24 protein-coding genes and 1 riboswitch are annotated in these 24,092 nt (G+C 42.5%); of the genes, 16 read left to right on the top strand and 8 right to left on the bottom strand.

Annotated features, from left to right (window positions below; all coding sequences use genetic code 11):
* Positions 1–108: 108 nt before the first annotated feature.
* A complete protein-coding gene (locus VHA01S_RS04260; RefSeq protein ID WP_023403119.1) occupies positions 109–639 on the top strand; it encodes a 3'-5' exonuclease in 531 nt (176 codons plus the stop codon).
* 51 nt (positions 640–690) lie between these two features.
* On the opposite strand, the gene VHA01S_RS04255 is transcribed toward VHA01S_RS04260, so the two are convergent.
* On the bottom strand, positions 691–1,140 hold the full coding sequence (locus VHA01S_RS04255; RefSeq protein ID WP_023403118.1) for a tellurite resistance TerB family protein: 450 nt from the start codon (positions 1,138–1,140) through the stop codon (positions 691–693).
* A 138-nt stretch (positions 1,141–1,278) separates the two neighbouring features.
* Between VHA01S_RS04255 and VHA01S_RS04250 the strand changes: the two genes are divergently transcribed.
* From VHA01S_RS04250 to VHA01S_RS04230, 5 genes are all read left to right on the top strand, one after another.
* A complete protein-coding gene (locus VHA01S_RS04250) occupies positions 1,279–1,968 on the top strand; it encodes a sulfite exporter TauE/SafE family protein (protein WP_052029574.1) in 690 nt (229 codons plus the stop codon).
* Positions 1,969–2,129: 161 nt separating this feature from the next.
* Positions 2,130–3,446 (top strand): MipA/OmpV family protein, encoded by a 1,317-nt coding sequence (locus tag VHA01S_RS04245; protein WP_373277882.1) that lies wholly within the window; start codon positions 2,130–2,132, stop codon positions 3,444–3,446.
* A 112-nt stretch (positions 3,447–3,558) separates the two neighbouring features.
* Positions 3,559–7,464 carry an ATP-dependent RNA helicase HrpA gene (gene hrpA / locus VHA01S_RS04240; protein ID WP_039970142.1) on the top strand — a complete coding sequence of 1,302 codons (3,906 nt, stop codon included), beginning with the start codon at positions 3,559–3,561 and terminating at the stop codon, positions 7,462–7,464.
* A 74-nt stretch (positions 7,465–7,538) separates the two neighbouring features.
* On the top strand, positions 7,539–8,027 hold the full coding sequence (locus tag VHA01S_RS04235) for an outer membrane beta-barrel protein (protein ID WP_023403114.1): 489 nt from the start codon (positions 7,539–7,541) through the stop codon (positions 8,025–8,027).
* Positions 8,028–8,327: 300 nt separating this feature from the next.
* Positions 8,328–9,173, top strand: coding sequence for a GGDEF domain-containing protein (locus tag VHA01S_RS04230; RefSeq protein ID WP_023403113.1), 846 nt, complete (start codon positions 8,328–8,330; stop codon positions 9,171–9,173).
* A 141-nt stretch (positions 9,174–9,314) separates the two neighbouring features.
* On the opposite strand, the gene VHA01S_RS04225 is transcribed toward VHA01S_RS04230, so the two are convergent.
* Positions 9,315–10,796 (bottom strand): carboxypeptidase M32, encoded by a 1,482-nt coding sequence (locus VHA01S_RS04225; protein ID WP_023403112.1) that lies wholly within the window; start codon positions 10,794–10,796, stop codon positions 9,315–9,317.
* A gap of 81 nt (positions 10,797–10,877) precedes the next feature.
* On the opposite strand from VHA01S_RS04225, the gene VHA01S_RS04220 reads away from it, so the two are divergent.
* The gene (locus VHA01S_RS04220; RefSeq protein WP_023403111.1) at positions 10,878–11,507 is read left to right on the top strand and encodes a LysE family translocator; all 630 of its coding nucleotides are present in this window, start codon (positions 10,878–10,880) and stop codon (positions 11,505–11,507) included.
* A 28-nt stretch (positions 11,508–11,535) separates the two neighbouring features.
* On the opposite strand, the gene VHA01S_RS04215 is transcribed toward VHA01S_RS04220, so the two are convergent.
* Positions 11,536–12,063 (bottom strand): cobalamin adenosyltransferase family protein, encoded by a 528-nt coding sequence (locus VHA01S_RS04215; RefSeq protein ID WP_023403110.1) that lies wholly within the window; start codon positions 12,061–12,063, stop codon positions 11,536–11,538.
* 235 nt (positions 12,064–12,298) lie between these two features.
* Between VHA01S_RS04215 and VHA01S_RS04210 the strand changes: the two genes are divergently transcribed.
* The 4 genes from VHA01S_RS04210 (at position 12,299) to VHA01S_RS04195 (ending at position 15,474) form a co-directional block, all read left to right on the top strand.
* Positions 12,299–13,210 carry an ABC transporter substrate-binding protein gene (locus VHA01S_RS04210; protein WP_023403109.1) on the top strand — a complete coding sequence of 304 codons (912 nt, stop codon included), beginning with the start codon at positions 12,299–12,301 and terminating at the stop codon, positions 13,208–13,210.
* Positions 13,207–14,256, top strand: a complete 1,050-nt coding sequence (locus tag VHA01S_RS04205) for a FecCD family ABC transporter permease (protein ID WP_023403108.1) — start codon at positions 13,207–13,209, stop codon at positions 14,254–14,256. Before VHA01S_RS04210 ends, VHA01S_RS04205 begins: the two co-directional genes overlap by 4 nt.
* Positions 14,253–15,035 (top strand): ABC transporter ATP-binding protein, encoded by a 783-nt coding sequence (locus tag VHA01S_RS04200; RefSeq protein WP_023403107.1) that lies wholly within the window; start codon positions 14,253–14,255, stop codon positions 15,033–15,035. The genes VHA01S_RS04205 and VHA01S_RS04200 overlap by 4 nt, the downstream gene beginning before the upstream one ends.
* 154 nt (positions 15,036–15,189) lie before the next feature.
* Entirely contained in the window at positions 15,190–15,474 is a 285-nt protein-coding gene (locus VHA01S_RS04195; RefSeq protein WP_023403106.1) for a hypothetical protein, read from the top strand.
* Between the two features lie 200 nt (positions 15,475–15,674).
* Here the strand turns inward: VHA01S_RS04195 and VHA01S_RS04190 are convergent, their stop codons facing one another.
* Positions 15,675–17,060 (bottom strand): alanine/glycine:cation symporter family protein, encoded by a 1,386-nt coding sequence (locus VHA01S_RS04190; RefSeq protein ID WP_023403105.1) that lies wholly within the window; start codon positions 17,058–17,060, stop codon positions 15,675–15,677.
* Between the two features lie 86 nt (positions 17,061–17,146).
* Positions 17,147–17,254: riboswitch (glycine riboswitch) on the bottom strand.
* A 283-nt stretch (positions 17,255–17,537) separates the two neighbouring features.
* Between VHA01S_RS04190 and VHA01S_RS18455 the strand changes: the two genes are divergently transcribed.
* The 4 genes from VHA01S_RS18455 (at position 17,538) to VHA01S_RS04170 (ending at position 19,596) form a co-directional block, all read left to right on the top strand.
* Entirely contained in the window at positions 17,538–17,696 is a 159-nt protein-coding gene (locus VHA01S_RS18455) for a hypothetical protein (RefSeq protein ID WP_023403104.1), read from the top strand.
* A gap of 11 nt (positions 17,697–17,707) precedes the next feature.
* Complete coding sequence (locus tag VHA01S_RS04180; RefSeq protein ID WP_023403103.1) at positions 17,708–18,418, top strand: hypothetical protein; 711 nt, start codon at positions 17,708–17,710, stop codon at positions 18,416–18,418.
* Positions 18,419–18,506: 88 nt separating this feature from the next.
* Positions 18,507–19,133: a LysE family translocator gene (locus tag VHA01S_RS04175; RefSeq protein WP_023403102.1), complete on the top strand. Its 627-nt coding sequence runs from the start codon at positions 18,507–18,509 to the stop codon at positions 19,131–19,133.
* Positions 19,117–19,596: a GNAT family N-acetyltransferase gene (locus VHA01S_RS04170; protein WP_023403101.1), complete on the top strand. Its 480-nt coding sequence runs from the start codon at positions 19,117–19,119 to the stop codon at positions 19,594–19,596. Before VHA01S_RS04175 ends, VHA01S_RS04170 begins: the two co-directional genes overlap by 17 nt.
* 35 nt (positions 19,597–19,631) lie before the next feature.
* Here VHA01S_RS04170 and VHA01S_RS04165 read toward each other — a convergent pair whose 3' ends face one another.
* From VHA01S_RS04165 to VHA01S_RS04150, 4 genes are all read right to left on the bottom strand, one after another.
* Positions 19,632–20,435, bottom strand: coding sequence for a Cof-type HAD-IIB family hydrolase (locus tag VHA01S_RS04165; RefSeq protein ID WP_023403100.1), 804 nt, complete (start codon positions 20,433–20,435; stop codon positions 19,632–19,634).
* Positions 20,436–20,492: 57 nt separating this feature from the next.
* Entirely contained in the window at positions 20,493–20,843 is a 351-nt protein-coding gene (locus VHA01S_RS04160) for a DUF2750 domain-containing protein (protein ID WP_023403099.1), read from the bottom strand.
* 132 nt (positions 20,844–20,975) lie between these two features.
* Positions 20,976–21,572 (bottom strand): OmpA family protein, encoded by a 597-nt coding sequence (locus VHA01S_RS04155; protein ID WP_023403098.1) that lies wholly within the window; start codon positions 21,570–21,572, stop codon positions 20,976–20,978.
* 1 nt (position 21,573) lies between these two features.
* Entirely contained in the window at positions 21,574–22,878 is a 1,305-nt protein-coding gene (locus VHA01S_RS04150) for a TolC family outer membrane protein (RefSeq protein ID WP_023403097.1), read from the bottom strand.
* A 268-nt stretch (positions 22,879–23,146) separates the two neighbouring features.
* On the opposite strand from VHA01S_RS04150, the gene VHA01S_RS04145 reads away from it, so the two are divergent.
* The coding region (locus tag VHA01S_RS04145) for a hypothetical protein (RefSeq protein ID WP_023403096.1) at positions 23,147–24,092 on the top strand (946 nt) is incomplete at its 3' end.

Raw genomic sequence — 24,092 nt, 5'->3', positions numbered from 1 at the left:
GGGTTCTTGAGCAGAAATTCAAGTACTTAAATGAATTTACTTATAGTTTGCATGTGTCTATTTAAGGTAGACTTACCGGCAATGTTGACCATTAATGAACAGGATTGAATGAACTATAATCGAGTTGTTTGCTTTGATTTAGAAATGTGTTGCTGGAATGAAAACGGAAAGGGAACAACGGGTGAAATCATAGAGATTGGCTTAGCTGAAATCGATCTGTGTAAGCAAGAAATCGTCAAACGCGCCCAATACTATGTAAAGCCTGAACATGATGAAATTTCGCCATTCTGCACCGAATTAACGGGCATTTCTGCACGAAAAATAGAAAAGCAAGGCAGACCGCTAGAAGCGGTAATGAAATCAATGATAAAAAACTTCGGCGGTGCGAATAAAATTTACGCAAGCTGGGGTCGGGATGACACTATCTTTCGCAATGAATGCCGAGAAAAAGGCATTGATTTTCCATTCGTCGAATTTGTAAATTTGGCGACGCTTTATCGAATACAGCATCGTTTGAAAGATAAACGCATTGGTCATAGAGCGGCGCAAGATGCGGTGAATATCGAATGGGAAGGTCGGCAACACTCTGGGTATACCGACGCTTACAATTTGGCAAAACTTGCTCTGACCATGTTGTGAGTTGTGAGTTGTGACTAGCGAACAAAGACTAGAGAGTAACGACTCTCAACTCTACATCGACTGCTGAACATCCAATTTGGCTTTCACAAAGTCTTTGTGATCAACATAAATAAGCTCAGCGGCTTTACGTATAACTGACTCTTCTATTGGGTCTAGCTCACCATCAGCATAAGCGACAGTCCACATGGCTTTGATCAGTTGATTGCGCTTCTCTCTTGGTAAGTCTCTTAATTGCGATGTGAAATCGTAAAGAGAGACAGATTGTTCGGCTTGTTGACGAGCGTTAGCAAGCAGTTCGGTCGCTTCTTCTTCGGTAATTTCTAGCAATTTGTGCAGCATGGTTTGCTCTGCTAATAACTCTTCTGGCGTTTGTTCGTGATCGGCTGCGGTAACTTCACACAGTAGCGCAGCGATAGCCAGTTTAGGTTGGTGTTTAGCGTGATGGGCTAGGTCATTACCGTCTAATAATTCTTTAAACAGTGATTGAATTTTATTAAACATGCATGTGTCCTTAATTCTGTGATCTATGTTCATTATATGCAGTATTAAGGCCAATGAAGTCAATATTCAATTTTGCAAAACTACTTTGGAGTAAAAATGCCTGAATTAGGTGTCTTTGAAAGTTCAACCCTATTAGCCATGCTCTTGATCTTTATGGGCTCTTTTGTGCAAACAACTATAGGGTTTGGTTTAGCAATAGTCTCAGCACCTCTGTTGTTTCATATTTCGCACGAGTATATCCCAGCTCCTATCTCTTTGGTGGGGCTATTTATCTCTTTAATTACCGCTTTTAAATATCGGAAAAACATTGGTATTGGCGGGTTAAAATTAGCCCTATATGGCCGCGTTCCGGGCTCAATTGTTGGCGGGGGAATCTTGCTATATGTTTCGGCCAGTATGCTCTCAATTGGCTTAGGTGCATTTGTGTTGCTTGCGGTATTAGTCAGTGCATTACCGTTTCGCATTGCGCCTACGCCCAAACGCATGTTAGTTGCCGGTTTCTTGTCTGGCTTTATGGGGACGAGCTCAGGTATCGGTGGGCCGCCAATGGCTTTGCTACTGCAACACCAAGAGGCAAATAATCTGCGCGGCAATCTGTCGGCATTTTTTGTGTTTAGTGCGGTGATATCGTTAACGGTGTTAGCGGTTGTGGGACGCTTTACCCTAATGCATGTTTGGCTAACTTTACCCCTGATCCCGGCGGCTTTTCTCGGCTATTGGGTGGCGATGCGTACCGTTGATTATATATCAAAAGAGTGGATGCGAAGAATATCATTAGTATTGTGTTTAGTGAGTGGTAGCTATGCTATTTGGCAGGGTTTGAGTTAGCGCCAAAAAGTTATGGTAATTCTCACGCGTTTTGTAGATGTAACTCTATAATTAATAGTGATTTTTTAAATTATTGTTATTTGTATAGAAAGGACTCTATGAATACAGTCAAACCAGCGCTGATTAGTGCATCTATGTTCGTTGGATTATCGCCAAATGTGATGGCAGAAGAGAATGCAGCGACACAACCTTTAGAAGCGTCTCAATCTTCTATCACTGAATTAAGCGACTCCGAGCGTCATCCAGAGCAAACTTGGGGGTTGGCGGGCGTGGTGCGCTCAGCGTCTATTCCTTATGTGAACGATCTCGACCTTGAAGATTCCGAGCGAGTTAGCACTTTTATCCCAATGCTTTATTTTGAAAATGAGTATGTCTATGTAAAGGGATTGACCATGGGGGCGTATTTATATAATCCAGAACAAAGCCCTTGGAATGTATCGGTGCTAGGGCGTATTCGCTTTGTCGATATTCCAGCAGAAATTCAAAATAAATACGGCGCAGATACCCTAGATTTGGGTTTGCGAGCCGAGTATCAGTTTAACGAGCAGTGGTTTGCTTATACCGAAGCTATGTCTGATACCGATGGCTACTGGTATACCACGCTCGGCGCGGAGGCGAACTACAAATTTGGTGGTCTAACCCTTGAGCCTCACGCTTCATTACGTTTTAAAAGCAGCGATTTCAATACCTATTATTATGCGTTAAACACCCAAGATATTGATGCTGGTGTCGATACCTTTGTTGGGATAAGAGGTTATTATCATGTGGTGTCGAATCTTTATTTATTAGGCGCAGTCAATGCGCAGATTTTAGATAGCAATGCACGCAGTACCTCACTCATTGATGAACAGATACAGACGGAATATTACTTGGGTGTCGGCTTTTTCAATGATCCAGACAAAGAGCGCAAGTCTCATCTATCCAATAAACCGTATTTACGAATTGCCCATGGTTGGGGGACGCCCTCTAACCTAGGGGATATTATCAGTGGCGATATTGAAGATGATCCTTACAACAGTCAGTTAACCAGTCTATTTTATGGTTATCCCTTAACCGATAATTTATTTGGCTTACCTTTAGATATTTATCTAACCCCAGGTTTTGCTTGGCATTGGAGTCATGCTGACCAAGCTTCTAGCCAAGAATATGTTTTAGCCATTAAGGCGTATTATACGGTTACTTGGCCATTTGACTGGCGTATTGGTATCGCCGAGGGTATGTCGTATACCTCTAAAATCAATTCTTTAGAACAAAACGAATTTGATGATAAAGGGTATGAGCCAAATAATTTCCTCAATTATTTAGACTTTTCTTTGGATGCGAATTTAGGTTCGCTATTTAACGCACGCTCTATGGATAACGTCTGGCTTGGGTACTCCATACATCACCGTTCCGCGATTTTTGAAAAATCTTCCCAGTATGGGCGTATAAAAGGCGGCAGTAATTACAACTCTGTCTATGTGCAGTTCGATTTTTAATCGTTCTAAAGCGTGAATCAAAGCGTAGGTTAAATGGCCTACGCTTTTTTTATGCTTGTTGTGATACAATTTACTCAGTTCTACCTTTCACAGTTATCAGTTCGGAATTGTTTTGACCCAATCTCATCCTCAAAAACAGACAAACACAGCATCTTCTTTAAAATCAGCGCTAAAAGAGTGCATGATTAAGGATCGCTTCCGCCTCTCTAAACGCATCCAAGGTGCCAGTCGCATCAAAAAAGAGAGCGCGAAAAACGCCGTATTCGATGAAATAGCCTTAGACATTGCCAAATCAATGATGACAGTGCAGGCGCGTCAAACGAATACGCCAACCATCGAATACCCAGAAATTTTACCTGTCAGCCAAATGCGTGATGATATCGCCGACGCAATAACCGACAACCAAGTGGTGATTATTGCCGGTGAAACAGGTTCAGGTAAAACAACGCAGATCCCGAAAATTTGTGCTGAATTAGGCCGTGGTAAAACGGGCTTGATTGGTCACACGCAGCCAAGACGATTAGCTGCGCGATCTGTTGCGTCACGTATCGCTGAAGAGATGGAAACCCAATTGGGTGAGTTTGTGGGGTATAAGGTTCGTTTTAACGACAAAATTTCTGAAAACACGCAAATTAAACTGATGACTGACGGTATCTTGTTGGCTGAGATCCAGCATGACCGTTATCTAAACCAGTACGACACTATCATTATCGATGAAGCGCACGAACGCAGTCTCAATATCGACTTTATCTTGGGTTACTTGCGCAATATTTTGCCAAAACGTCCTGATTTAAAAGTCATTATTACTTCGGCCACGATCGATCCAGAACGCTTTTCTAAACACTTTAATAACGCACCGATCATCGAAGTGTCGGGACGTACTTATCCGGTAGATACGCGCTATCGTCCACTTTCAGGTGACGATGATGACGATCACGACCAAATGGAAGGTATTTTCCAAGCGGTAGACGAGCTATGTGACGAAGGATTAGGGGATATCCTTATCTTCATGAATGGTGAGCGCGAAATTCGTGATACCGCTGATGCACTTTCTAAGCGTAATTTAAGAGGCACTGAGATTGTTCCTTTGTACGCGCGATTGTCATCATCAGAACAAAATCGCATCTTTCAATCGCACACTGGGCGTCGCATAGTACTGGCCACCAACGTAGCTGAAACGTCACTGACTGTGCCGGGGATTCGTTATGTTATCGATCCCGGTACGGCGCGTATTAGCCGCTATTCGTACCGCACTAAGGTGCAACGCCTGCCTATTGAGCCTGTTTCACAAGCCAGCGCCAATCAGCGTAAAGGTCGTTGTGGTCGTGTGGCAGAAGGTATCTGTATTCGATTGTATTCAGAAGAGGATTTCTTATCTCGTCCTGAATTTACCGACCCTGAGATTTTAAGAACCAACTTAGCGTCGGTTATTTTGCAAATGACCGCCTTGGGGCTGGGGGATATCGAAGCATTCCCATTTGTAGAAAAGCCCGATCGTCGCAACATTCAAGATGGTGTGCGCCTGTTAGAAGAGCTTGGTGCAATTAATGCCAACGCTAAAGATGCACGTAAACGCCTTACCGATATTGGCCGCAAACTCTCAAGACTGCCGATCGATCCACGCTTAGGTCGAATGGTGATTGAAGCGCCTCGTTTGGGCTGTGCTAAAGAGGTGATGATTATTGCCTCGGCATTGTCTATTCAAGACCCAAGAGAGCGCCCAAGTGATAAACAGCAAGCATCGGATGAAAAACATCGTCGGTTCTTTGATAAAGACTCAGATTTTATCAGCTTTGTGAATTTATGGGATTACATTAAAACTGAGCAAAGTGAGCTTTCAAGTAACCAGTTTCGACGCCAATGTAAGCAAGACTACCTAAATTACTTACGAGTCCGTGAGTGGCAAGATTTGTATTTTCAACTCAGCCAGTCTTTGCGTGAGCTGAATATTCAAGTCAACCAAAACCCAGCCGATTACGAAGCGGTGCACTGTGCACTGCTTAGTGGCATGTTGTCGCACATTGGTATGAAAGACCAAGAGAAGAATGAATATCAAGGTGCGCGAAACGCACGTTTTCATATCTTCCCAGCATCTGGTTTATTTAAGAAGCAACCTAAATGGGTGATGACCGCCGAGCTGGTGGAAACGTCACGTCTTTGGGGGCGCATCGTGGCAAAAATCCAACCAGAATGGATTGAGCCTCTGGCTAAGCACCTGATTAAACGCTCGTACAGCGAACCGCATTGGTCGAAGAAACAAGCGGCTGTACAAGCGCATGAGAAAGTGACGTTATACGGAATCCCAATTATTCCAAAACGTACCGTTAATTATGGGCTCATAGAGCCTGTGCTGTGTCGCGAAATCTTTATTCGCTCAGCGATGGTAGAGGGTGATTGGGAAACAAAACACACTTTCTTTAAGCAAAACCGTAAATTATTGCTAGAAGTGGAAGAGCTTGAGCACAAGTCTCGTCGCCGTGACATTTTGGTGGATGACGATGAGCTGTTTGATTTTTACGATCAACGTGTCTCTACTGAGGCTATTTCAGGTCGTCATTTTGATTCGTGGTGGAACAAACAGCGCAAAACCTCTCCTGAGTTACTTAACTTTGAAAAAGAGATGCTGTTTAGAGGCGATGCTTCGCATGTCACAGAGTTGGATTATCCTAACTTTTGGCACCAAAACGGCGTCAAACTTAAGCTCAGTTACCAATTTGAACCCGGTGATGATAGTGACGGTGTCACAGTGCACATTCCATTGCCCGTGTTAAACCAAATCCAGCCACAAGGTTTTGATTGGCAAATACCGGGTTTGCGTCATGAATTGGTGGTGGCGTTAATTAAATCACTGCCTAAAACATTGCGTCGAAACTTTGTGCCTGCGCCAAACTACGCCGATGCTTTCTTGTCTAGAGTGACGCCGTTAGAAGCGCCGCTACTGGACAGTTTAGAAAAAGAGCTTCGCCGCATGACGGGTGTGGAAGTGGTGCGTGATGATTGGAAGCTCGAGCAAATTCCTGATCACTTAAAAGTGACGTTCCGCGCGGTGGATCATCGCAATCGTAAGCTCAAAGAACACGCCGATCTGTATGAGCTTAAAGACAGCCTAAAAGATAAGGTTCAGCAAACCTTATCTAAAGTTGCGGATGACGATATTGAACAAAAAGATCTGCATACGTGGAGCTTTGGCGAAATCCCGAAAGTGTACGAGCAAAAACGCGGTGGCTATCAAGTCAAAGCCTATCCTGCGATTGTGGATGCCAAGCAAAGTGTTGAGATAAAACTGTTTGAAACTGAGTTTGAACAGCAACAAGCGATGCGCGCCGGTCAGCGCCGTTTGGTTTTGCTAAACGTGCCGTCGCCGATCAAGTATCTGCATCAGAACTTGCCGAATAAATCTAAACTTGGCTTGTACTTTAACCCTTATGGAAAAGTACTTGATCTGATTGATGATTGTATTGCCTGTGGCGTCGACAAACTCATCGAAGAGCAGGGCGGTCTAGTATGGCAACCTGAGCAATTTGAAGCGTTGAAAGAGCATGTACGCGCCGAGTTGGGTGATACTGTGGTGCATATTGCGCAACAAGTGGAGACGATTCTGACCACAGCCTTTAATATCAATAAGAAGCTCAAAGGCCGCGTTGATTTAAGTATGGCGTTTGCTCTTTCTGATATTAAAGCGCAAGTTGAAGGCTTGATATATAAGGGCTTTGCCACCGATTGCGGTTGGAAGAAACTGCCGGATATCCTACGCTATATGAAAGCAATCGAAAGACGCATGGAAAAACTGCCGATTGATCCTAATCGCGACCGATTACAACTGTTAAAAATTGAAACAGTGGCGCGCGAATATCAAGAATTGAAAAACAAAATCCCGAAAGGTACGGCAGTGCCAGATTCGGTTAAAGAAATTCACTGGATGTTGCAGGAGCTTAGAGTGAGCTTTTTCGCGCAGCAATTGGGTACACCTTATCCAATTTCGGATAAACGTATTCGTAATGCGATTGAAAATGTGTAAATCTTTACTGCGAATATCCAATTTGTGATACATAATAATATGATTCAAAAGCACTAACAAAACAGGAAGTTAGAATGAAGTACGGTAAATATGCTCTTGCGATAGCCTTAATGGGCGTTTCTTCAATGGCAGCAGCAGATTCTTGGTTGTATGCAGGTGGCTCTGTAGGTCAGTCTTCTTTTAAAAGCGATAAAACCTCTACCTTTGGTTTCCATGTAGGTACAGGTATTTTACCTATTATCGGCGTAGAAGCAGGTTACTGGAAACTGGGTTCATTTGATGTAGGCCCTGAAACATACGATTTCCAATCGTTTTACGCAGGCATTAAACCAAGCATCGATTTAGGCCCAGTACACCTATATGGACGTTTAGGTGCTCACCGTTACGACTTGAGTGGCAAAGCAGGCGCACAAGACGATGATGGTTACGATTTGATGTACGGTGTGGGCGTTGAATACTTTGTTATCGACATGATTTCAGTAGGTGCGGGTTACCAAAACTTTGAAGTCAGCGGCGGCAACGTGGATTCTTACACGCTCAACGCAACATTCCACTTCTTATAAACACATAAGTTTGGTTTGAATGAAAAATGCTCCTATTGAACTGAACGGAGCATTTTTATTGCCCGTCATCTAGCAATAGATCGTAGGATTTACTCGATTACAATCCCTTGTTTTTAACAAGGATATATCCATTATCAACGATGTTTGCGTCAAGTTGTCACATTATCCTTCTATTTTTAGCGTACTCATCTGGTATTCGCTTTTGTATACGCTAATGTTAAACATGCAATCACTATAATTATCTATTTTCCGCAACTATCTTGCGCCTTTCTCGACCATTAGTAGGAGAAGATATCTGGGATGAACAGCCTTTTTATTGGACTTAGCGTACTGCTTCCTAGCATTTTATTCGCTAGTTTTGATGTCATGAATATCACCGATTTCGTCTTAGAGTCGATAGCGTTTATTTTGCTCTGTGGCATTTTCGTATATGGCCATCGTACGTTAGATATTACAGTTAATATTGGCTTAATCGCACTTATCATTTGTGAGTTTTTTGAATGTCTTGAAGTTATCGGCGAGTTCCAATGGTTTTTTCAAAACAATGTTATTTTTGATATTTTTGTGTTTGACCTTTTATCCATTGTTGGCCTGATGCTTATCGCATTTGGTATCCATAAAATGTTTCGATACCAACGTCGAGTCGCAGAGATTGAACCTTTGACTAATATTTTCAATAAACGCGCTATGGAAGGGCTATCCAAAAAAGAATTAGATAGAGCTAAACGCTCAAAAAACAACACATCCTTAATTTTAATTGATATCGACCACTTCAAATTGGTTAATGATACCTATGGCCACCAAGTGGGTGACGAAGTTCTTATTGGCGTTGCGCAGCATTTAGGCCATTTAATACGCCGTTATGATTTATTAGGCCGTTGGGGAGGGGACGAGTTTATTATTTTGTGCCCAAACACCAATAAAGTAGAAGCCAATGAAGTCATGACCAGACTACACAAACCCCTATCCATCGCCACGGCGCAATCCACTATTGAAATCACTCTCAGCATCGGAAGCACTACCGTTTCTCCAAGAAGCAACATAAACTTTCATGCGCTGTTTGCCCAAGCAGATAAAGCGTTATACGCAGTCAAGAAAAATGGCAGGAACAATCTGTGTCATTTTGATTCGTTGTGTTCTTCGTAAGTATTTAGGTCTAGATGATGTGCTATTCAAGATGAGGAACATCATTGAATGATGGCCATTTTAAAGGACAGAATTGGGATTATTATATGGCTCTTAGGGTTACATGTTCCAAGAAGCGGAAAATGTAACCCCTAATAGGTGTTATAAGTAGCGGTTCATTAAGTGCTGTTTAAAGTGCTCAGCATTTAACGTCTCGCCTGTGGCTTGTTTTACCAGTTCATCAGTGGTCAACAAGCTGCCTTTGCTCCAGATATTGCTAGATAGCCAATCAAAGATTGGCGTCAGTTCGCCTGAACGTAGCACCGCATCTACATCGACGGTTTTCTTCATCGCTGCCATGAATTGTGCTGCGTACATTGCACCTAATGTGTAGCTAGGGAAATAACCGAAACTGCCATCTGTCCAGTGAATATCTTGCATACAGCCATTTTTAAAATTACCTGCGGTCGATAGACCAAGGTAAGACTGCATTTTGCTGTCCCAAAGCTCTGGCACGTCTTGGTATGAAATGTTGCCGTTGATGAGATCGCGTTCGATTTCAAAGCGTAGGATAACGTGCGCGGGGTAGGTGAGTTCATCGGCGTCGACACGGATGAAGTCTTTCTTCACGCGGGTGTACAGTTTATTTAGGTTCGATGATTCAAACAATTGAGCGTCATGTTCTGGGAAGTGTTTTGCCGCTGATTGACTTAGATGGTGAATAAACGGTGCACTTCGTCCCATTTGCATTTCAAAAAAGAGTGATTGAGATTCGTGGATGCCCATAGAGCGAGCTGTGCCACTTGGGTTTCCTGCAAGGGCTTTTGGCAATCCTTGCTCGTAACGAGCGTGCCCTGTTTCATGGACGATACCCATTAGTGATTGCATAAATTCGTTTTCGTCGTAACGAGTGGTCAGCCGTACATCTGTTGGCACGCCGCCACAAAACGGGTGCACGCTTTCATCAAGTCGTCCGTGGGTGAAATCAAATTGCAGTAGCTTCATGATTTCAAGGCCAAGCGCTTTTTGTTTGCTTGTATCAAAAGTGCCACTAGGAAGAATGATGCTCTCTTTACTTTGTTTTTCAATGACTTGGTCGATTAGATTTGGTAGCCACTGTTTTACGTTATCAAAGGTGTGCGTAAGAGCTTCACTGCTTGTACCCGGTTCGTAGATACCTAGCATGGCATCGTATGGGCTAAGACCTGTGGCTTGAGCGCGTATCTGTGCTTCTTCTTGAGACAGAGCGACCACTGGTTGCCAGTTTTTAGCAAAACCTTGCCAGTCATTGTTGGTTCTTTGGGTGCGCCAAGCGTGTTCACATTTTGAACCGGCTAAAGAGCTGGCTTCGACTAGCTCTTTTGGAATGATGTTTGACATCTGCCAATTACGTTTCATTTCACGAAGCTGTGCAACTTCATCTACAGATAAGCTTTCATCGCTGGCTTTATCAAACCATTCTGCCAGTTGTGGCTGGGTTTTTAAGCTGTGTACGTGCACTGAAAGTTCAGCCATAGCGCGAGAGCGTGCCTCGTTTCCGCCACTAGGCATCATAGCCGCAGCATCCCAACCGCAGATCGCGTGTAGGTGAGCAAAGTTATCTATTGTTTGAAAATGGTCCTTGAGTGATTTAAATGCAGACATATCTCTTCCTTAACCGTATTGAATTGGTTTAGACTATCAAACTTCCCGCGTTACACCTAGTAAGCAACATTAGAAAATTCAATGCAGATTAACGACTTATACACCTTCATCGCCGCCATGACTCTTTTGACCATCACTCCCGGTCTGGACACTGTTCTGGTTATTCGTAACACCAGTCGTGGAGGAAAAGGAGATGGTTATGCAACCAGTTTGGGTATCTGTCTTGGGCTCTACGTGCATGCCACTTGGTCAGCCATTGGCGTGGCGGCTATCATTAGCCAAAGCCCTGAGTTATTTAATGGCATTAAACTCATCGGCGCGGCCTATCTTATTTGGTTAGGTGTTTCGGGCGTTCGCTCGTTAAAAGGCGGAGTAGGGCTTATTGACGTTCAGGCGGATGGCTCTCAAGTTTCGGTGTTCACTTCCATTCGTCAGGGCTTTTTATCGAACGTACTGAACCCGAAAACCGCAGTATTTTATCTGGCGTTTTTGCCACAGTTCATCGATGCCTCGGGTAACCTATGGCTACAGTCGATTTTTCTCGCATCAATTCACTTCGTATTGGCAATGGTTTGGCAGTGCGGTTTGGCGAGTATGCTAGATAAAGCTAAGCTGTGGTTATCGAGCGGCAAAGTAAATTACCGCTTACAGATGTGCAGCAGCTTAGTCTTAATTGCGCTTGGCGCATTATTGGTTTTTGAGTGTTTGTGATTTAAAGCGTTAGCTTATCTCGGGCTAACTAGGCTTTGGCTTTGTAGTTGATACTGGTGTATTCCGGCTCTTCAATGCCCATTTCTTGGTTGAGTACGCGAGTAAGAGCAAAGTAGTAATTGACCAACAGGTTGGCAAATCTTGGTAGCGTTTCAGGTACTTTTTTGCCTGCTTTCTCTACCAACACCAACTGTCGAACCACTTTTTTAGACAGGCTACGACATTGGTGTAGTTGAATCACCGGACCTGTACCTCGTGGCAATACAAATCGCTTGTTGTCATCACTGACACTGTCTTTGAAGGCGTGGTATTCGGCTGCCAATGATTCAATATCACTTTCAAATATGCCATTTTTGCCACGAATTGAACCATTAAGATGGAAGATTTTTGGCTGCAATTCTTCTAAAGATTGGCGCACTTTTGGGTTATCGATATTGGTTAGCGCCAGACCTGTAATGGTACACAGTTCATCGGTAAGGATTTCAAAGTCGCATAATGGGCTGTCTTCAAAAATAAATGGGTAGGCCAGTTCGTCAATATTACCGCTGAATTTCATGATGTTTCCTTCTAAAATGCATTTATTCATAAAAACAAGCTAGGTTTCAATGCGTTACAAGGTAAACATTGCTACTCTATGTGCTTATGTATTATCTAATCATTGTTACTTGATAAAATCACGATATTCTTTAGTTAAATTTGTGCCGTTCAGTATCATTGAATCGTCAAACTCATTGTCTGCATCCTTCATTTTGATGAGTTTGAGCATTAAAAAGTATAAAAGGGAAAATTAAATGGGAAGTTTTATGCGCGGTTTCGCTGTGCTTGTGTATCTTTATTCTGCTGTTGTATGGGCTCAATATCCAATCACAGTGACAGATGCAAGCGGTAAAAGCCTGACTCTTGATAAAGCCCCTCAAAAAATATCTTCCAAATCTCTATTTAGTGATGAAGTGTTGCTAGATATGATCCCTACGCAACGTTTTAGTTCAGTCACTAATCTTGTGGATGATGAACATTTTTCTGTTATTGCAGGTAAAGTACCTGCATCTGTGCCTCGTTTGGGTTTAAACGTAGAACAAATCTTAGCAAATCGCCCTGACTTGGTGTTTGCCGCTACGTGGAGTGATGCTGGACGTATTCATCAACTGCGCTCTGCGGGTATAAACGTCTTCATTTTACCTGTACCTAGCACTTTGGCTGAAATTGAAGATTTAATAAAACTTATCGGCAAAATAGTTGGCGAAGACAACAAAGCCAAAACCATAGTGGTGGATATGGAGCGTAAACTAGAAGAAGGTCTTGTTTACACCAGTCATAAATATAAAGTGCTTGATTACAATAATTGGGGCACGTCAAGTACTCGCCATTCTACTTGGCAACTGATTGTTAATCAGGCAGGTTTTGAAAATGTAGTTGCCGATCTTGATGCCGATAAATTTGGTCAAACCCCTATGTCTAAAGAGCTTATTGTTGCTCTTGATCCCGAAGTGTTGTTTGTTCCGAGTGTTGTTAAAACCGATAAAGCGGGCAGTACCGATTTAATGCACCAAGTCTTAACCGACCCAGCGCTAAGAAACGTACAAGCGGTTAAGTTAGGCAATGTTTATCCTATCCCTCAATATTTACGCGGGACCTATAGCCAGCATATTGTGGACACTATTTTGTTTGTAAATAGGGCTGTTTTAGGTACACCCGCTCCATGATTGCAGATTCAAGCTATGTGAAATTTCGTTGGTACGCGTTGGTAGGAAGTATTGCGCTTGTTATTTCAATGTGGGCGGCGCTGGCGTTAGGCGCAGTTAATCTGTCAGTGATGGATATGTTTTCCTATCTAAAGCTGTTAGTCACGCAAGGTTCTCAAAGCGCTGCTTCAGAGTATCCACTAATTTCTGCCATCGTTGTGCATATTCGTTTGCCACGAGTCATTGCTGCCATTGCCGCTGGCAGTGCGTTAGCCATTGCTGGTGCGTGTACCCAAGGCTTATTTCGTAACCCATTAGCAAGCCCAGATGTGCTTGGCGTAAGTGCCGGAAGTAGTTTTGGTGCGGTTATCGCAATCAGTAGTGGACTGTCTCTTGTTCACCCGCTATGGACGCCAATCATTGCCTGTGTTGGAGCATTAATTTGCGCCATGTTTGTGTTTATTTTGGCGCGTAATTCCGGTAGCGGGCAAACTCTGTATTTAATTTTAGCGGGGCTGGCTTTATCGTCTTTGTTAGGCGGAGCTACGTTAGGGGTACTATTATTTGCCCGTCAATATGAAGTAAGCCAATTTGTATTTTGGACCATGGGCGGCTTAGATGGTCGAATATGGGAGCAAATTATCTGGCCACTGCCGGTCATTGTATTAGCGTCACTTTGGTTGCTGCGACGCGTACATTGGTTAAACATCTTGTCTATTGGTGACGAAGCGGCGCATGGTTTAGGAATGAATGTCGGGCGATGTCGTTTTAGCTTGTTGCTATGTGCATCACTGCTTACCGCCATGTCGATAGCGATTGCTGGCCCGATTGGTTTTATCGGTTTAATGGTTCCACATTTGGTGCGTATGTTAACTGGCGCCAATCATATTAGTCTATTGCCGCTTTCGGCGCTGTTTGGCGCAATCTTTCTCTTAATTTGCGATCTTATAGGGCGCTACATCATTGCGCCGTATGAGATCAAAGCGGGCATCATTACCGCAATAGTTGGCGGAGTATATTTCCTTTGGCTAGTGGTTCGAGTACAAAAGCAGGGACGATTGCTATGAACAAGTGTCCGGTAAAAGTGGCTGAATTAAGTGTTTCTTTTAATGGAACTTCAGTATTGCAGAACGTTAGCTTTGAGTTGGAGAAAGGCTCATTAGTGGGCATTATTGGCCCCAATGGTGCAGGTAAATCTAGCGTGCTAAAACACATCAGCGGTTATCTGGCGCCAACCGAAGGGCGAGTTTGCTTGTTTGGTGAACCGGTAATGGAACTGGCCGCCGATCAGCGCGCCGCGCTATTAAGCTACCTGCCGCAGATCAATCGAGTAGAGTTCCCTTATAAAGTCAGTGAGTTAATTGCGTTAGGCTTAGTGAATAACCATGCGTTAGATAAAGCGCAAAAGAAAAGCCAAATAAATAAGGTGCTAAAGCGACTTAACATAGAGCGCCTTGAAGAAAGAAGCGTAGATGAACTGTCTGGCGGCGAGCAACAACTGGTGCACCTTGCGCGAATCTTGTTGCAAGATGCGCCTGTTATTTTATTGGATGAACCCAGTGCGAGCTTAGATATTGGTCATGAAGGCCAGTTAATGAATATTTTGTACAGCTTGGCACAAGAGGGCAAAACGGTGCTGGTGGCATTACATAACTTAAATACAGCGGCAGAGTTTTGCGATCGTTTGTTGCTTATGCATCATGGAAAATTGATTGCCGATGGCGTGCCAAGTTCAATATTGACCCAACAGCAAATCCAACAGATTTATCCTTATGAAGTTAAGGTTTCTATCAACTCTAGTACCGGTAACCCTAATATTTTGGCGGTGAAGCGGGATTCTTATTAATATCCGTTGTGCTCGTTAATCTATCATTGTGATGGGTTAGTCTGCGAAAGGTGTTTATTCAAATCAGCGCGCGTTCTGTGTATTTTGTATATCAACAATTATTGGCAAAGTGGTGCCAAATTCAGGAATCAACCTTTGCAAGGATCTTATCAAAATGGTGCAATTAAATAAGTATCAATTTTTTGTTTCTGGTGAGGTCGATGGAACAAATTTCACTTTTTTGGATATGCAAGCAAAGGGCTTTCAAGTTAATAAGGATGCTTTGCTATCACAAGGTTTGTTTGTTGATGGAGAAATAATACTCGCAAAATCATCTGAAGAAGCTGTTGCAAAGTATAAACAAGGCTATGCGAAAGTGGTTCGTGGTGGTAATTCAGGTATGCACCAGTTCTACACGTTTTTCTCGATGCTAGGAGAGCGTTTGCGGAAAAATAAATAATATCCTACATATAACAGGGCGTATAAGTTTGATTTGCAAATACGCGCTGTTATCGAGAAAAAACACCTTAATAGTTCTGAAAACTATTAAGGTGTTTTAGTATTTGCTTACTCATAACTGTCAGAAGTCGTAATGACTTACGCTAAAGTGATCATTTTTTATAAGCAATGATCCACATCAGCGCAAGCCAATAACTGTCTTTACGATTGTTGAGTCGCAGGTTTTAATGATAATGACTTGTCAAAAAACAGCTTAGTTTCCGCAATAACCACCTGACGTAGGGCGATAAGACCAATTAAGTTCGGTACTGCCATCAAGCCATTTACGATATCGGCAATTAACCAAATCATATCCAGTTTCATAAAGGCACCAGAGAAGACTAATGCGATAAAGACCACTTTGTAAGGCAGGATTGCTTTAGTACCAAAAAGGTAAACCACGCAACGTTCGCCGTAGTAGTTCCACCCTAAAATGGTGGTGAAGGCGAAGAACAATAAGCCAACGGATACTAAAATCGGGCCGAGGACATCGGCATTTAAACCAACCGCGAAAGCATGCGTGGTCATCATGGCGCCAGCAAGATCGCTTTGCCATGCACCTGTGATAATTAAGGCAAGGCCGGTCATGGTACAGATAATGATGGTATCAAAGAAGGTACCAGTCATCGAAATCAAACCCTGACGTGCGCATGAATCTGTTTTTGCCGCAGCCGCTGCCATAGGAGCACTACCTAAACCAGATTCGTTAGAGAATACGCCGCGCGCGATACCTGATTGGATGGCAAGCATCACACTTGCGCCGAAGAAGCCGCCACTTGCTGCTGTTGGTGTAAAGGCAGAAACAATTACTAGCTCAATGGCCGATAATACTTGGTCAGCGTTATTGATCAAAATACCTAAACAAGCTACCACGTAGATAACGGCCATGGTCGGCACAACTTTACCCGCAACGCGAGAGATAGACTTGATGCCACCTAAAGTGACCATAGCCACTAGGACTGTTAATACGATTGCAGCCATAGTACGGTCAGCGCCGAGCGTCATCTCTGATGCATCTAAAATAGCGTTAACTTGTGGGAAAGTACCGATACCGAACAGGGCAACACCTAAAGCGAAAACGGCAAATAATGTTGCTAAAAGCGGTGATTTTACGCCATCACGCAGGTAGTACATTGGACCACCCAACATGCCACCTTTATCATCTGTGGTGCGGTATTTTACGGCAAGTAGACACTCGGCATATTTTGTTGCCATACCAAATAGTGCTGCCAGCCACATCCAAAAGAGTGCGCCTGGGCCACCAAGTTTAATCGCAGTAGCCACACCTACGATATTACCCGTACCAATAGTGGCAGATAGGGCAGTACATAATGCGGCGAATGCGGTGACATCACCTTTAGAATCGGTATTTGATGACTTACTAAAGACCATTTTAAGGGCAGTAGGAAGGTGTCTAAACTGAATAAGACCTAAGCTGAAAGTGAAGTAAACGCCGGTACCAACCAATAGGATAAGCAGTGGTGGTCCCCAGACGAAACTGTCGATGGAGTGTAAAATAGTTTGTAGCGAAGATTGTGCTGGTGTCATGGTTTTCCCCTTAATAAACAACATATAAGGAGAAGAGTGAACGCGGATCAAAAGAACTAAATTAACGGTAAAATGGTTAAACGCAGTTTCACTCCTCTGTCCTTTTGCCTGAGAGTTTCACCCAAAATTGGGCTTGCTCCTTCGGCGGCCGATTGCTACATCAAAGTAGTACGGCTCTCTCCAGAGATTCCTCCAACTGCAGTCCTCACTTGTTAAACAAGAACGTATAAACAAGAACCTGAAAGATTTACTTCTTCGGTAGACGTAATAAAACGTCACTCTCCTGCAGTCTTCATCGGAACTAGCGTAAAAACGCTAGGTATGTAAGTAAATTACTTACAGGCGAGTAAAGTATCACAATTTTTTACAGATTCAAGAAACTTATTCAAATTTCTTTTAGGCAAGATTAACTAAAACAATTACTTAACTGTTAAACTTTACCTAACTCTAATATTTATCACGTTGTGAGAGAGTAACATGACACGTTTAATTGCTATTGTCGTTTTGGGTGTTCTAGCGCTGTTGTTTGTTCGCTATAACACGAATGAGAAAATACAAAAATGGGTTGTCATTGTATTGTTAGGAGCGTTTGCTACCTATACTGGTGTTTTGATGATATCTGAGTTAATCCGTTAGTGGAGTAGTTTGTGTTGAATTGTAAACTTGTACGAGTACGTCAGATTGGATTGACAAAAACACACTTTATTACCGGGGTTTTCTGCCTTGCATTAGGCGCGATAGGTGGTGGTGCGTTTGTTTCACATCACGCAGAAAACGTGAGTAAGGGAAAGCAAGTTGCTCAGCAGCAATTAACAGAGGAACATGCGGCCTTGATTGCTGAAAATGATGAAATCAAATCACAATTACAGACGTTCAAAGAAGATAGCAACATAGAAAAGCAGAAGCAAAGTACCCTTGAGCAAACGGTAGCCGCGTCGAAAAAGACCAACACACAGCTGAAAAAACAAAACCAGACATTAAGTGTTGAAGTAGCAAATTTAAAAACGCAGCTAAAAGAACAACAAAATCAGGCTCTCGACCTACAGAAACAAAATCAAGTCTTACAAGCCTCTATTGATAAGAAAAATGCCATCCTTATACAGTCCAAGGAATTTTTTCAAGGTCAGTTAAAGCTGCAACAAGAAGTGCATGAGTTAAATGTACAGCGCGAAAAATTGATTGTGACTTTTAATAATCTGACTAAAGAGTGTCAGGTATTTACCGAAGGCAAAAGCTGGGATGCAAAGTCAGATTCCTGTGACAGAAAACAAAAAGCCTCCGATCGGTTAAAAGCATTAGACAAGAGTATCAATGCAAAGCAGGCACAATTGGATAGCGCAGATTCAGCGGTGAAGTAAAGGATTTAATAAATCTGTTTATCTGATCTTTACCTAGCTAAAAAAAAGCTTAACATAGTGTATTGCGTTTTATATCGAGCACTATGTTATGTCCCTCCACTTATGGTTATCTTTGTTTTTAATTTGCCTACTTGGCGCTATGTCTCCAGGCCCGAGTCTTGCCACTGTTAGTAAGCATACGTTAGCGGGGGGAAGGCTCAATGGAATAGCAGCTGCTTGGGCACACTCGTGCGGTATCGCATTTTACGCTTTTATTACGGTAATTGGTCTTGCGGTTGTATTGCATAAATCAGAGCTGTTGTTTGTTTCTATTTCATTGTTAGGCGCTGCTTATCTTGCTTATTTAGGATGGAAATCGTTAACCTCTAATGGTGGCATTGCCAGTACTCTTGAAGCAGGTAAACCCATGAGTATTAAGGATTCCGCCAAAGAAGGGCTATTAATTTCTTTGCTCAATCCTAAAATAGCATTGTTTTTTATCGCTCTATTTAGCCAGTTTGTTGCCGAAGGTAATAGCCTAGGTTCAAAGGCAGTAGTGGTTGTCACACCTATGCTAGTTGATGGTTTGTGGTATACCTTTATCGCTTTAATTCTCTCAAGCCCAATGCTATTTGAAAGATTAAAAGCCAAGGGCAAACTCATTGATCAGCTTTCAGGCATAGTGTTAATTGCGCTAGCTTGTCGAGTAGTGTGGCAAAATGTCGGATATTTTTAAAGTAAGGCGAGCACAGCTTGAAGATAAAGACACTTTATTAAATGTGTGGCGCGCATTATATGAGTGGCATCATTTGCACTGTGAAGAAATGATAAAACCGCCATGTATCAATGAGCTTGACGCAGAGCTTGACAGTTATTTATCGACACTAGACTGTTTTATCTTCGTGTTAGAAGTGGAAGAGCATATCGTTGGGTTTATCACAGGGCAGTTGTGTCAATTGCAATCGCCACTGTTAAAATCACAAATGGTAGGAAGCATAGACCACTGGTTTGTTAATGATAGTTATCGACAGATTGGTGGGGGAATCGCGCTTCTTAGTCGTTTAGAAACTGAATTTTTGAATTATGGGGCGATGCGAGTCAACGCTGAGGTGTGGGGATTTAATGAAAGTGCGCTTGGTGTTTACCGTAAGCATGGCTTTCAAACGCACATTCACTGTATGACAAAAACAATCGTGTAATTGACTAGTTGTTTATTTAAAACGGAATCAATTACTTAGAGTACAAATTTCTCAATAGCAATCGCGACTCCGGATTCGTTATTACTATCGGTAATATGGTCGGCGAGTGATTTGGTTTCATCATCGGCATTTTGCATTGCCACCGCAAGACCTGCGTATTTCAGCATATCGTGATCGTTACCCGCATCTCCGATACACATCACTTCACTTTGTTTGATACCCAAATGTTGCGCAAGGGTTTGTACGCCGGTGCCTTTATTGCTCAATGGATTGCAAAACTCTAAGAAGAAAGGTGCACTGCGTACCACAGAATAATCTTGTTTTAGGATTTCGGGAAGGGTATCCGCTATCGGTTGCAGTACTTCAACGGGATCAATTAACATGGTTTTGATGATTGGGTGTGAATCTTCTAAGGTATCAAAATCCATTTCTGTTATCGTTAAGCCGTTAATATTAGCTTCATGTTGCGTGTAGTAACTGTTTTTTGGGGTAATTAATCCGTGCTCTTTACTAAATGCCTGACAGTTACAATTGCGCTCTTTAGCCAGTTGGTAAATGCGTTTTGCATCAGCACCTGAGATCAAGCGTTCGCTAATAACTTCGCCTGTTCCTATATTTCTAATAATCGCGGAGTTATAACACAGCACATAATCTTCATTACTGTCCATTTCCAGTTGATGTAGGCTATCAAGCATACCTTCTAATGGGCGCCCAGAAGCCAACACCACAGTTACGCCTTTTGCTTTTGCGTCCAAGATAGCTTGTTTATTTCGGTTTGAAATAACTTTATCGGTATTGAGTAAGGTGCCATCCATATCGATAGCAATTAGCTTGTACATTATTAGACCCAGTAAAAAAAGAAAACCCCTGCAGCAATCGCAGGGGTTATAGAATTATTATAGGTAAAGTTTAGCCAGTGCTTCTGGTTCTACTTCTTTACCTTCTAGCTCAGCATTCCAGTTTGTGCCGATTAATACACCATCTTCTGATAGGGTGATTAGCCAATCTTCTACAAAAATATCAAGAGGGATTTCAGTGACTTCAAAATCAGCCCACTCTTCAACATTATGATACTCAGCATCAGCACGATTAGACCAAAATGGCATTACTTCACATTCTTCAAACTCACTTGAATCGCAGGCTAACCAGCCATCTTCATTTTTAAGACCCCAAACAAGATTCTCTGTTTTACTCTGCTCGATGAACAGGTCTAGATTCTGTTGAATATCGTTGTTTAATTGGCTCATTGTTTTTTCCTAACAGTGTGATATGTCGGGTATTTTAGCACGCTTAGAGGTTGCATGGCATTTTTTAGCAAGATAGACACAAAAAAGCTGAGTTTTTACTCAGCTTTATATTCAACGACTGTTCGATAATGGTTACTTAGGAAGCTTAGTAAATATTGTCCATTCGCGAACAAAGTCACCTTTAAAACCAATAACCGTGGCTTCAACTCGTCGCTCTAGCGCTTCATCGGTCGGACTGTTGTCCTCGACGTCATCTTCACCGTAGCCGATGATGGTTACGCGACTGGGTTCGACGCCAAATCCTATCAGTTTATCTTGGACAAAGAGCGCTCGATTGCGAGACAAGTTTAGGTTGTATTCTCTGTCTCCAGGATTACTGGCAAACCCTTGAATTTCAATGGAAGTTTCCGGGTATTGTTTTAAAAATTCAGCCATACCTTCAATTTGCCCGGCAAACACAGGGTTTATCTCGGCAGAATCGTTTTCAAATAAAATTTTAAGGCTTTGTTCTTGTGATACTTCGATAAGTTCTTCACAACCATCGTTATTGACTCTCGCTGAGACTGGTGTTCCTGGGCATTTATCTCGAGCATTTATCACGCCATCACGGTCAAAATCACGTAGATCTGCTTGTTGGTCTGGCAATGGGGTATCGATATATTCATCGGTATCATTTGCGCATCCAAGCATAGTGAAAGAGATGACGGAAGCTAAAATTAATTTTTTCATTCTAGTACTCCACCGCTGTATTCCACTGTTCTGGAATGTCGACCAATAGGGATTCAAGTAAAGTACCGGTAGCGTTTAGTACGCGGAATTTAGCATATTGCTCAGCATATAGCGCATCAACATAGCCTTTACGAGATTCAAACAGTTCATTTTCGGTGTTTAATAGATCCAGTAGGGTTCGCTTACCAATTTTGTATTGTTTGTCGTAGGCAACCACAGTATCGGATGCCGCATCGACGTGATCGGCTAAAAATTCTTTTTGTTGCAGGGTGAGATCTAGCGCGCTCCAAGATAGACGAAGGCTTTCTTCTACATTTCGATAGGCTCGGTCTCTTAAATCTTTGGCTTTATTAATTTGATAAGCAGCTCGGTCTTTATTAGCGCTATCAACACCACCATTGAATAAGTTGTAACGCATTCTCAATGTTGCATTCATTTCGTCACGGCGACCGGCAACACCTTCTGCATCGTCAAAATAATCGTAACCCGCATCTATAGTAAAGGTAGGCAGGTTAGGGCTATTTGATTGTTTATATTGAAATTTAGCAGCGTCTACATCCACTTTAGCGGTTTTAATGACAGGGTGTTTAACCAACGCAATATCAATGGCATCGGTGATGGTTAACGGAATGCGCGTGATATCCGCTCTAGGGAATACTAACCCTTGCGGAGATTGTCCAACTAAGCGAGTAAACTGAGTGTGCGTATCAAACAAATTGTTTTGCGCCGCGAGCAGGTTGCCATGTGCTTTAGCAATACGGGCTTCGACTTGCGATAAGTCCGCAGTGGAGCCGATTCCTGATTCGGTACGTTTTTTAATGTCTTTAAATATTTTCTTATGGGTCGCAAGATTGCTTTCAGAAAGTGCAAGAATTTCATACGCTTTTAGTGCATCTAAATAGACTTTAGATACCTCTAATGCCGTGTCCGACGCATCGCTTAATACTTTGTAGCGTAATGATTCAGCTTCTGCTGCGGTTCTATCCATGTTGTGTAGGGTGTTTGAACCGTCCCACAACAGTTGAGTTAACCGAATAGACGCATCTACAGCGGTGTAATCGTCGTCTCTACTTTGATCGTTTTGATAGTTTTCCCAACCAATACCAGCGGTGAGATCAACCTTCGGGTAATATTCTCGTACAGCGGCTTTATTTTCATACAAATAAGACATGAAATCGTTATACGAACTTTTTACGGTCGGATTCGTTTTCAGAGTGTGCGAAATGGCTTGCTCTAACGACTGGGCTGAGGCTGGATTGCACAGCATGCTAGCTAGAGCGATGGCGCTTAGCTTAATCCTTTTCAAGGTATGCTCCCTAGTATTCCGTTACTTTTTAACCAAACTTGAGCTCATCATGATGCATCAATATGTCACTTTGGTTGCTAAGTATATAATAGTTAATAACAAAATAATTACAATGCATTCGTTGCTGAAATGTTTATAAATTGATGATTAGTTTGGTGTTTATTTTTAACACCTTGCTAACTTGAAAAGTAGTGTAAAATTTAACCATAGAAAGGAAGATCTAACTGATAAATACAGGCCACAATATAAATTGGGCCAAGGAGTACACATGGACAGTATCTCATTTGCTAACGACGTTGTATTTGGTGACGCCTGGCTAATCATCGATGCACAAGGCAACCTTAAAGTTGCAGCGCAAGGTTATATTCCACAAGACGGAGATATCATTGTTTCTGTTGGCAGTAATCCACTGATTGTTCCCGAAGATATTGTGAGTGAGTTGCGTGTCTCTATTGCCAATCAGGGCAGTGTAGACTCAGTGAATGCTCAAGCAGGTATTCAAGGTGTAGTAAATGCATTAAATCAAGACAGCGATACTAACCCGCAAGATGAGTTACTCTCCGAAGAAGAAGATGGTTCAAGCTTGACAACCACAGGTGCTGTTGCCAGAGATGGAGCACAAACTATTGCCGTAACTGACTTTCAAACCGAAGGTGTATTTCCCTCCTCATTTACTTTTGAACAAGCTGATGCGATCGCTCAGTTTGTTGAGCAAGTCGTTACAGTTTTATCGCAAGGTAGTGTATCGATTTCTGATAATAACGGCGAAGAAGTGATAAATGGAGAAGGTGAAACTGCGACCATTAATGGCGTTGTCGCAGGTGGTGCCACTGGTTTGGATTCATTAATTATTTCCGATGTTAACGATACGCAAATTATCATCGATGCATCATTGATAAGGATTGATGAAAACGGGCAATACACAATTGAAGGTGTTGATGTTGGCATGCTAGAGGATGGTGAATTAACGGTTATTGCTATCAGCACTGACGGGAACGGAAACATTGTTGAAGTTAGTGATTCGGTTGAGAAAGACTTTACCTATGGCGATGATTTTAATGGTGACGGTGTAACAGAGTCGGAAGTGTCGTTAACCGATAACAACGGCGAAGAAGTGATCAACGGTGAGGGTGAAACGGGCACGATCACAGGCTACCTTGGCGAAGGCAACACAACCCTTGAATCATTAATTATTACTGATGTTAACGACAAGG

It is taken from the genome of Vibrio halioticoli NBRC 102217, assembly GCF_000496695.1.
GTDB lineage: Bacteria > Pseudomonadota > Gammaproteobacteria > Enterobacterales > Vibrionaceae > Vibrio > Vibrio halioticoli.
The sequence above is the reverse complement of the archived record's forward strand: the minus strand, read 5'-3'. Positions and strand labels throughout refer to the sequence as shown.

Coding starts and splice junctions, on each gene's coding strand:
- VHA01S_RS04260 (WP_023403119.1), top strand. CDS start 109: ATGAACTATAATCGAGTTGTTTGCTTTGATTTAGAAATGTGTTGCTGG.
- VHA01S_RS04255 (WP_023403118.1), bottom strand. CDS start 1,140: ATGTTTAATAAAATTCAATCACTGTTTAAAGAATTATTAGACGGTAAT.
- VHA01S_RS04250 (WP_052029574.1), top strand. CDS start 1,279: ATGCTCTTGATCTTTATGGGCTCTTTTGTGCAAACAACTATAGGGTTT.
- VHA01S_RS04245 (WP_373277882.1), top strand. CDS start 2,130: ATGGCAGAAGAGAATGCAGCGACACAACCTTTAGAAGCGTCTCAATCT.
- VHA01S_RS04235 (WP_023403114.1), top strand. CDS start 7,539: ATGAAGTACGGTAAATATGCTCTTGCGATAGCCTTAATGGGCGTTTCT.
- VHA01S_RS04230 (WP_023403113.1), top strand. CDS start 8,328: ATGAACAGCCTTTTTATTGGACTTAGCGTACTGCTTCCTAGCATTTTA.
- VHA01S_RS04225 (WP_023403112.1), bottom strand. CDS start 10,796: ATGTCTGCATTTAAATCACTCAAGGACCATTTTCAAACAATAGATAAC.
- VHA01S_RS04220 (WP_023403111.1), top strand. CDS start 10,878: ATGCAGATTAACGACTTATACACCTTCATCGCCGCCATGACTCTTTTG.
- VHA01S_RS04215 (WP_023403110.1), bottom strand. CDS start 12,063: ATGAAATTCAGCGGTAATATTGACGAACTGGCCTACCCATTTATTTTT.
- VHA01S_RS04210 (WP_023403109.1), top strand. CDS start 12,299: ATGGGAAGTTTTATGCGCGGTTTCGCTGTGCTTGTGTATCTTTATTCT.
- VHA01S_RS04205 (WP_023403108.1), top strand. CDS start 13,207: ATGATTGCAGATTCAAGCTATGTGAAATTTCGTTGGTACGCGTTGGTA.
- VHA01S_RS04200 (WP_023403107.1), top strand. CDS start 14,253: ATGAACAAGTGTCCGGTAAAAGTGGCTGAATTAAGTGTTTCTTTTAAT.
- VHA01S_RS04195 (WP_023403106.1), top strand. CDS start 15,190: ATGGTGCAATTAAATAAGTATCAATTTTTTGTTTCTGGTGAGGTCGAT.
- VHA01S_RS04190 (WP_023403105.1), bottom strand. CDS start 17,060: ATGACACCAGCACAATCTTCGCTACAAACTATTTTACACTCCATCGAC.
- VHA01S_RS18455 (WP_023403104.1), top strand. CDS start 17,538: ATGACACGTTTAATTGCTATTGTCGTTTTGGGTGTTCTAGCGCTGTTG.
- VHA01S_RS04175 (WP_023403102.1), top strand. CDS start 18,507: ATGTCCCTCCACTTATGGTTATCTTTGTTTTTAATTTGCCTACTTGGC.
- VHA01S_RS04170 (WP_023403101.1), top strand. CDS start 19,117: ATGTCGGATATTTTTAAAGTAAGGCGAGCACAGCTTGAAGATAAAGAC.
- VHA01S_RS04165 (WP_023403100.1), bottom strand. CDS start 20,435: ATGTACAAGCTAATTGCTATCGATATGGATGGCACCTTACTCAATACC.
- VHA01S_RS04160 (WP_023403099.1), bottom strand. CDS start 20,843: ATGAGCCAATTAAACAACGATATTCAACAGAATCTAGACCTGTTCATC.
- VHA01S_RS04155 (WP_023403098.1), bottom strand. CDS start 21,572: ATGAAAAAATTAATTTTAGCTTCCGTCATCTCTTTCACTATGCTTGGA.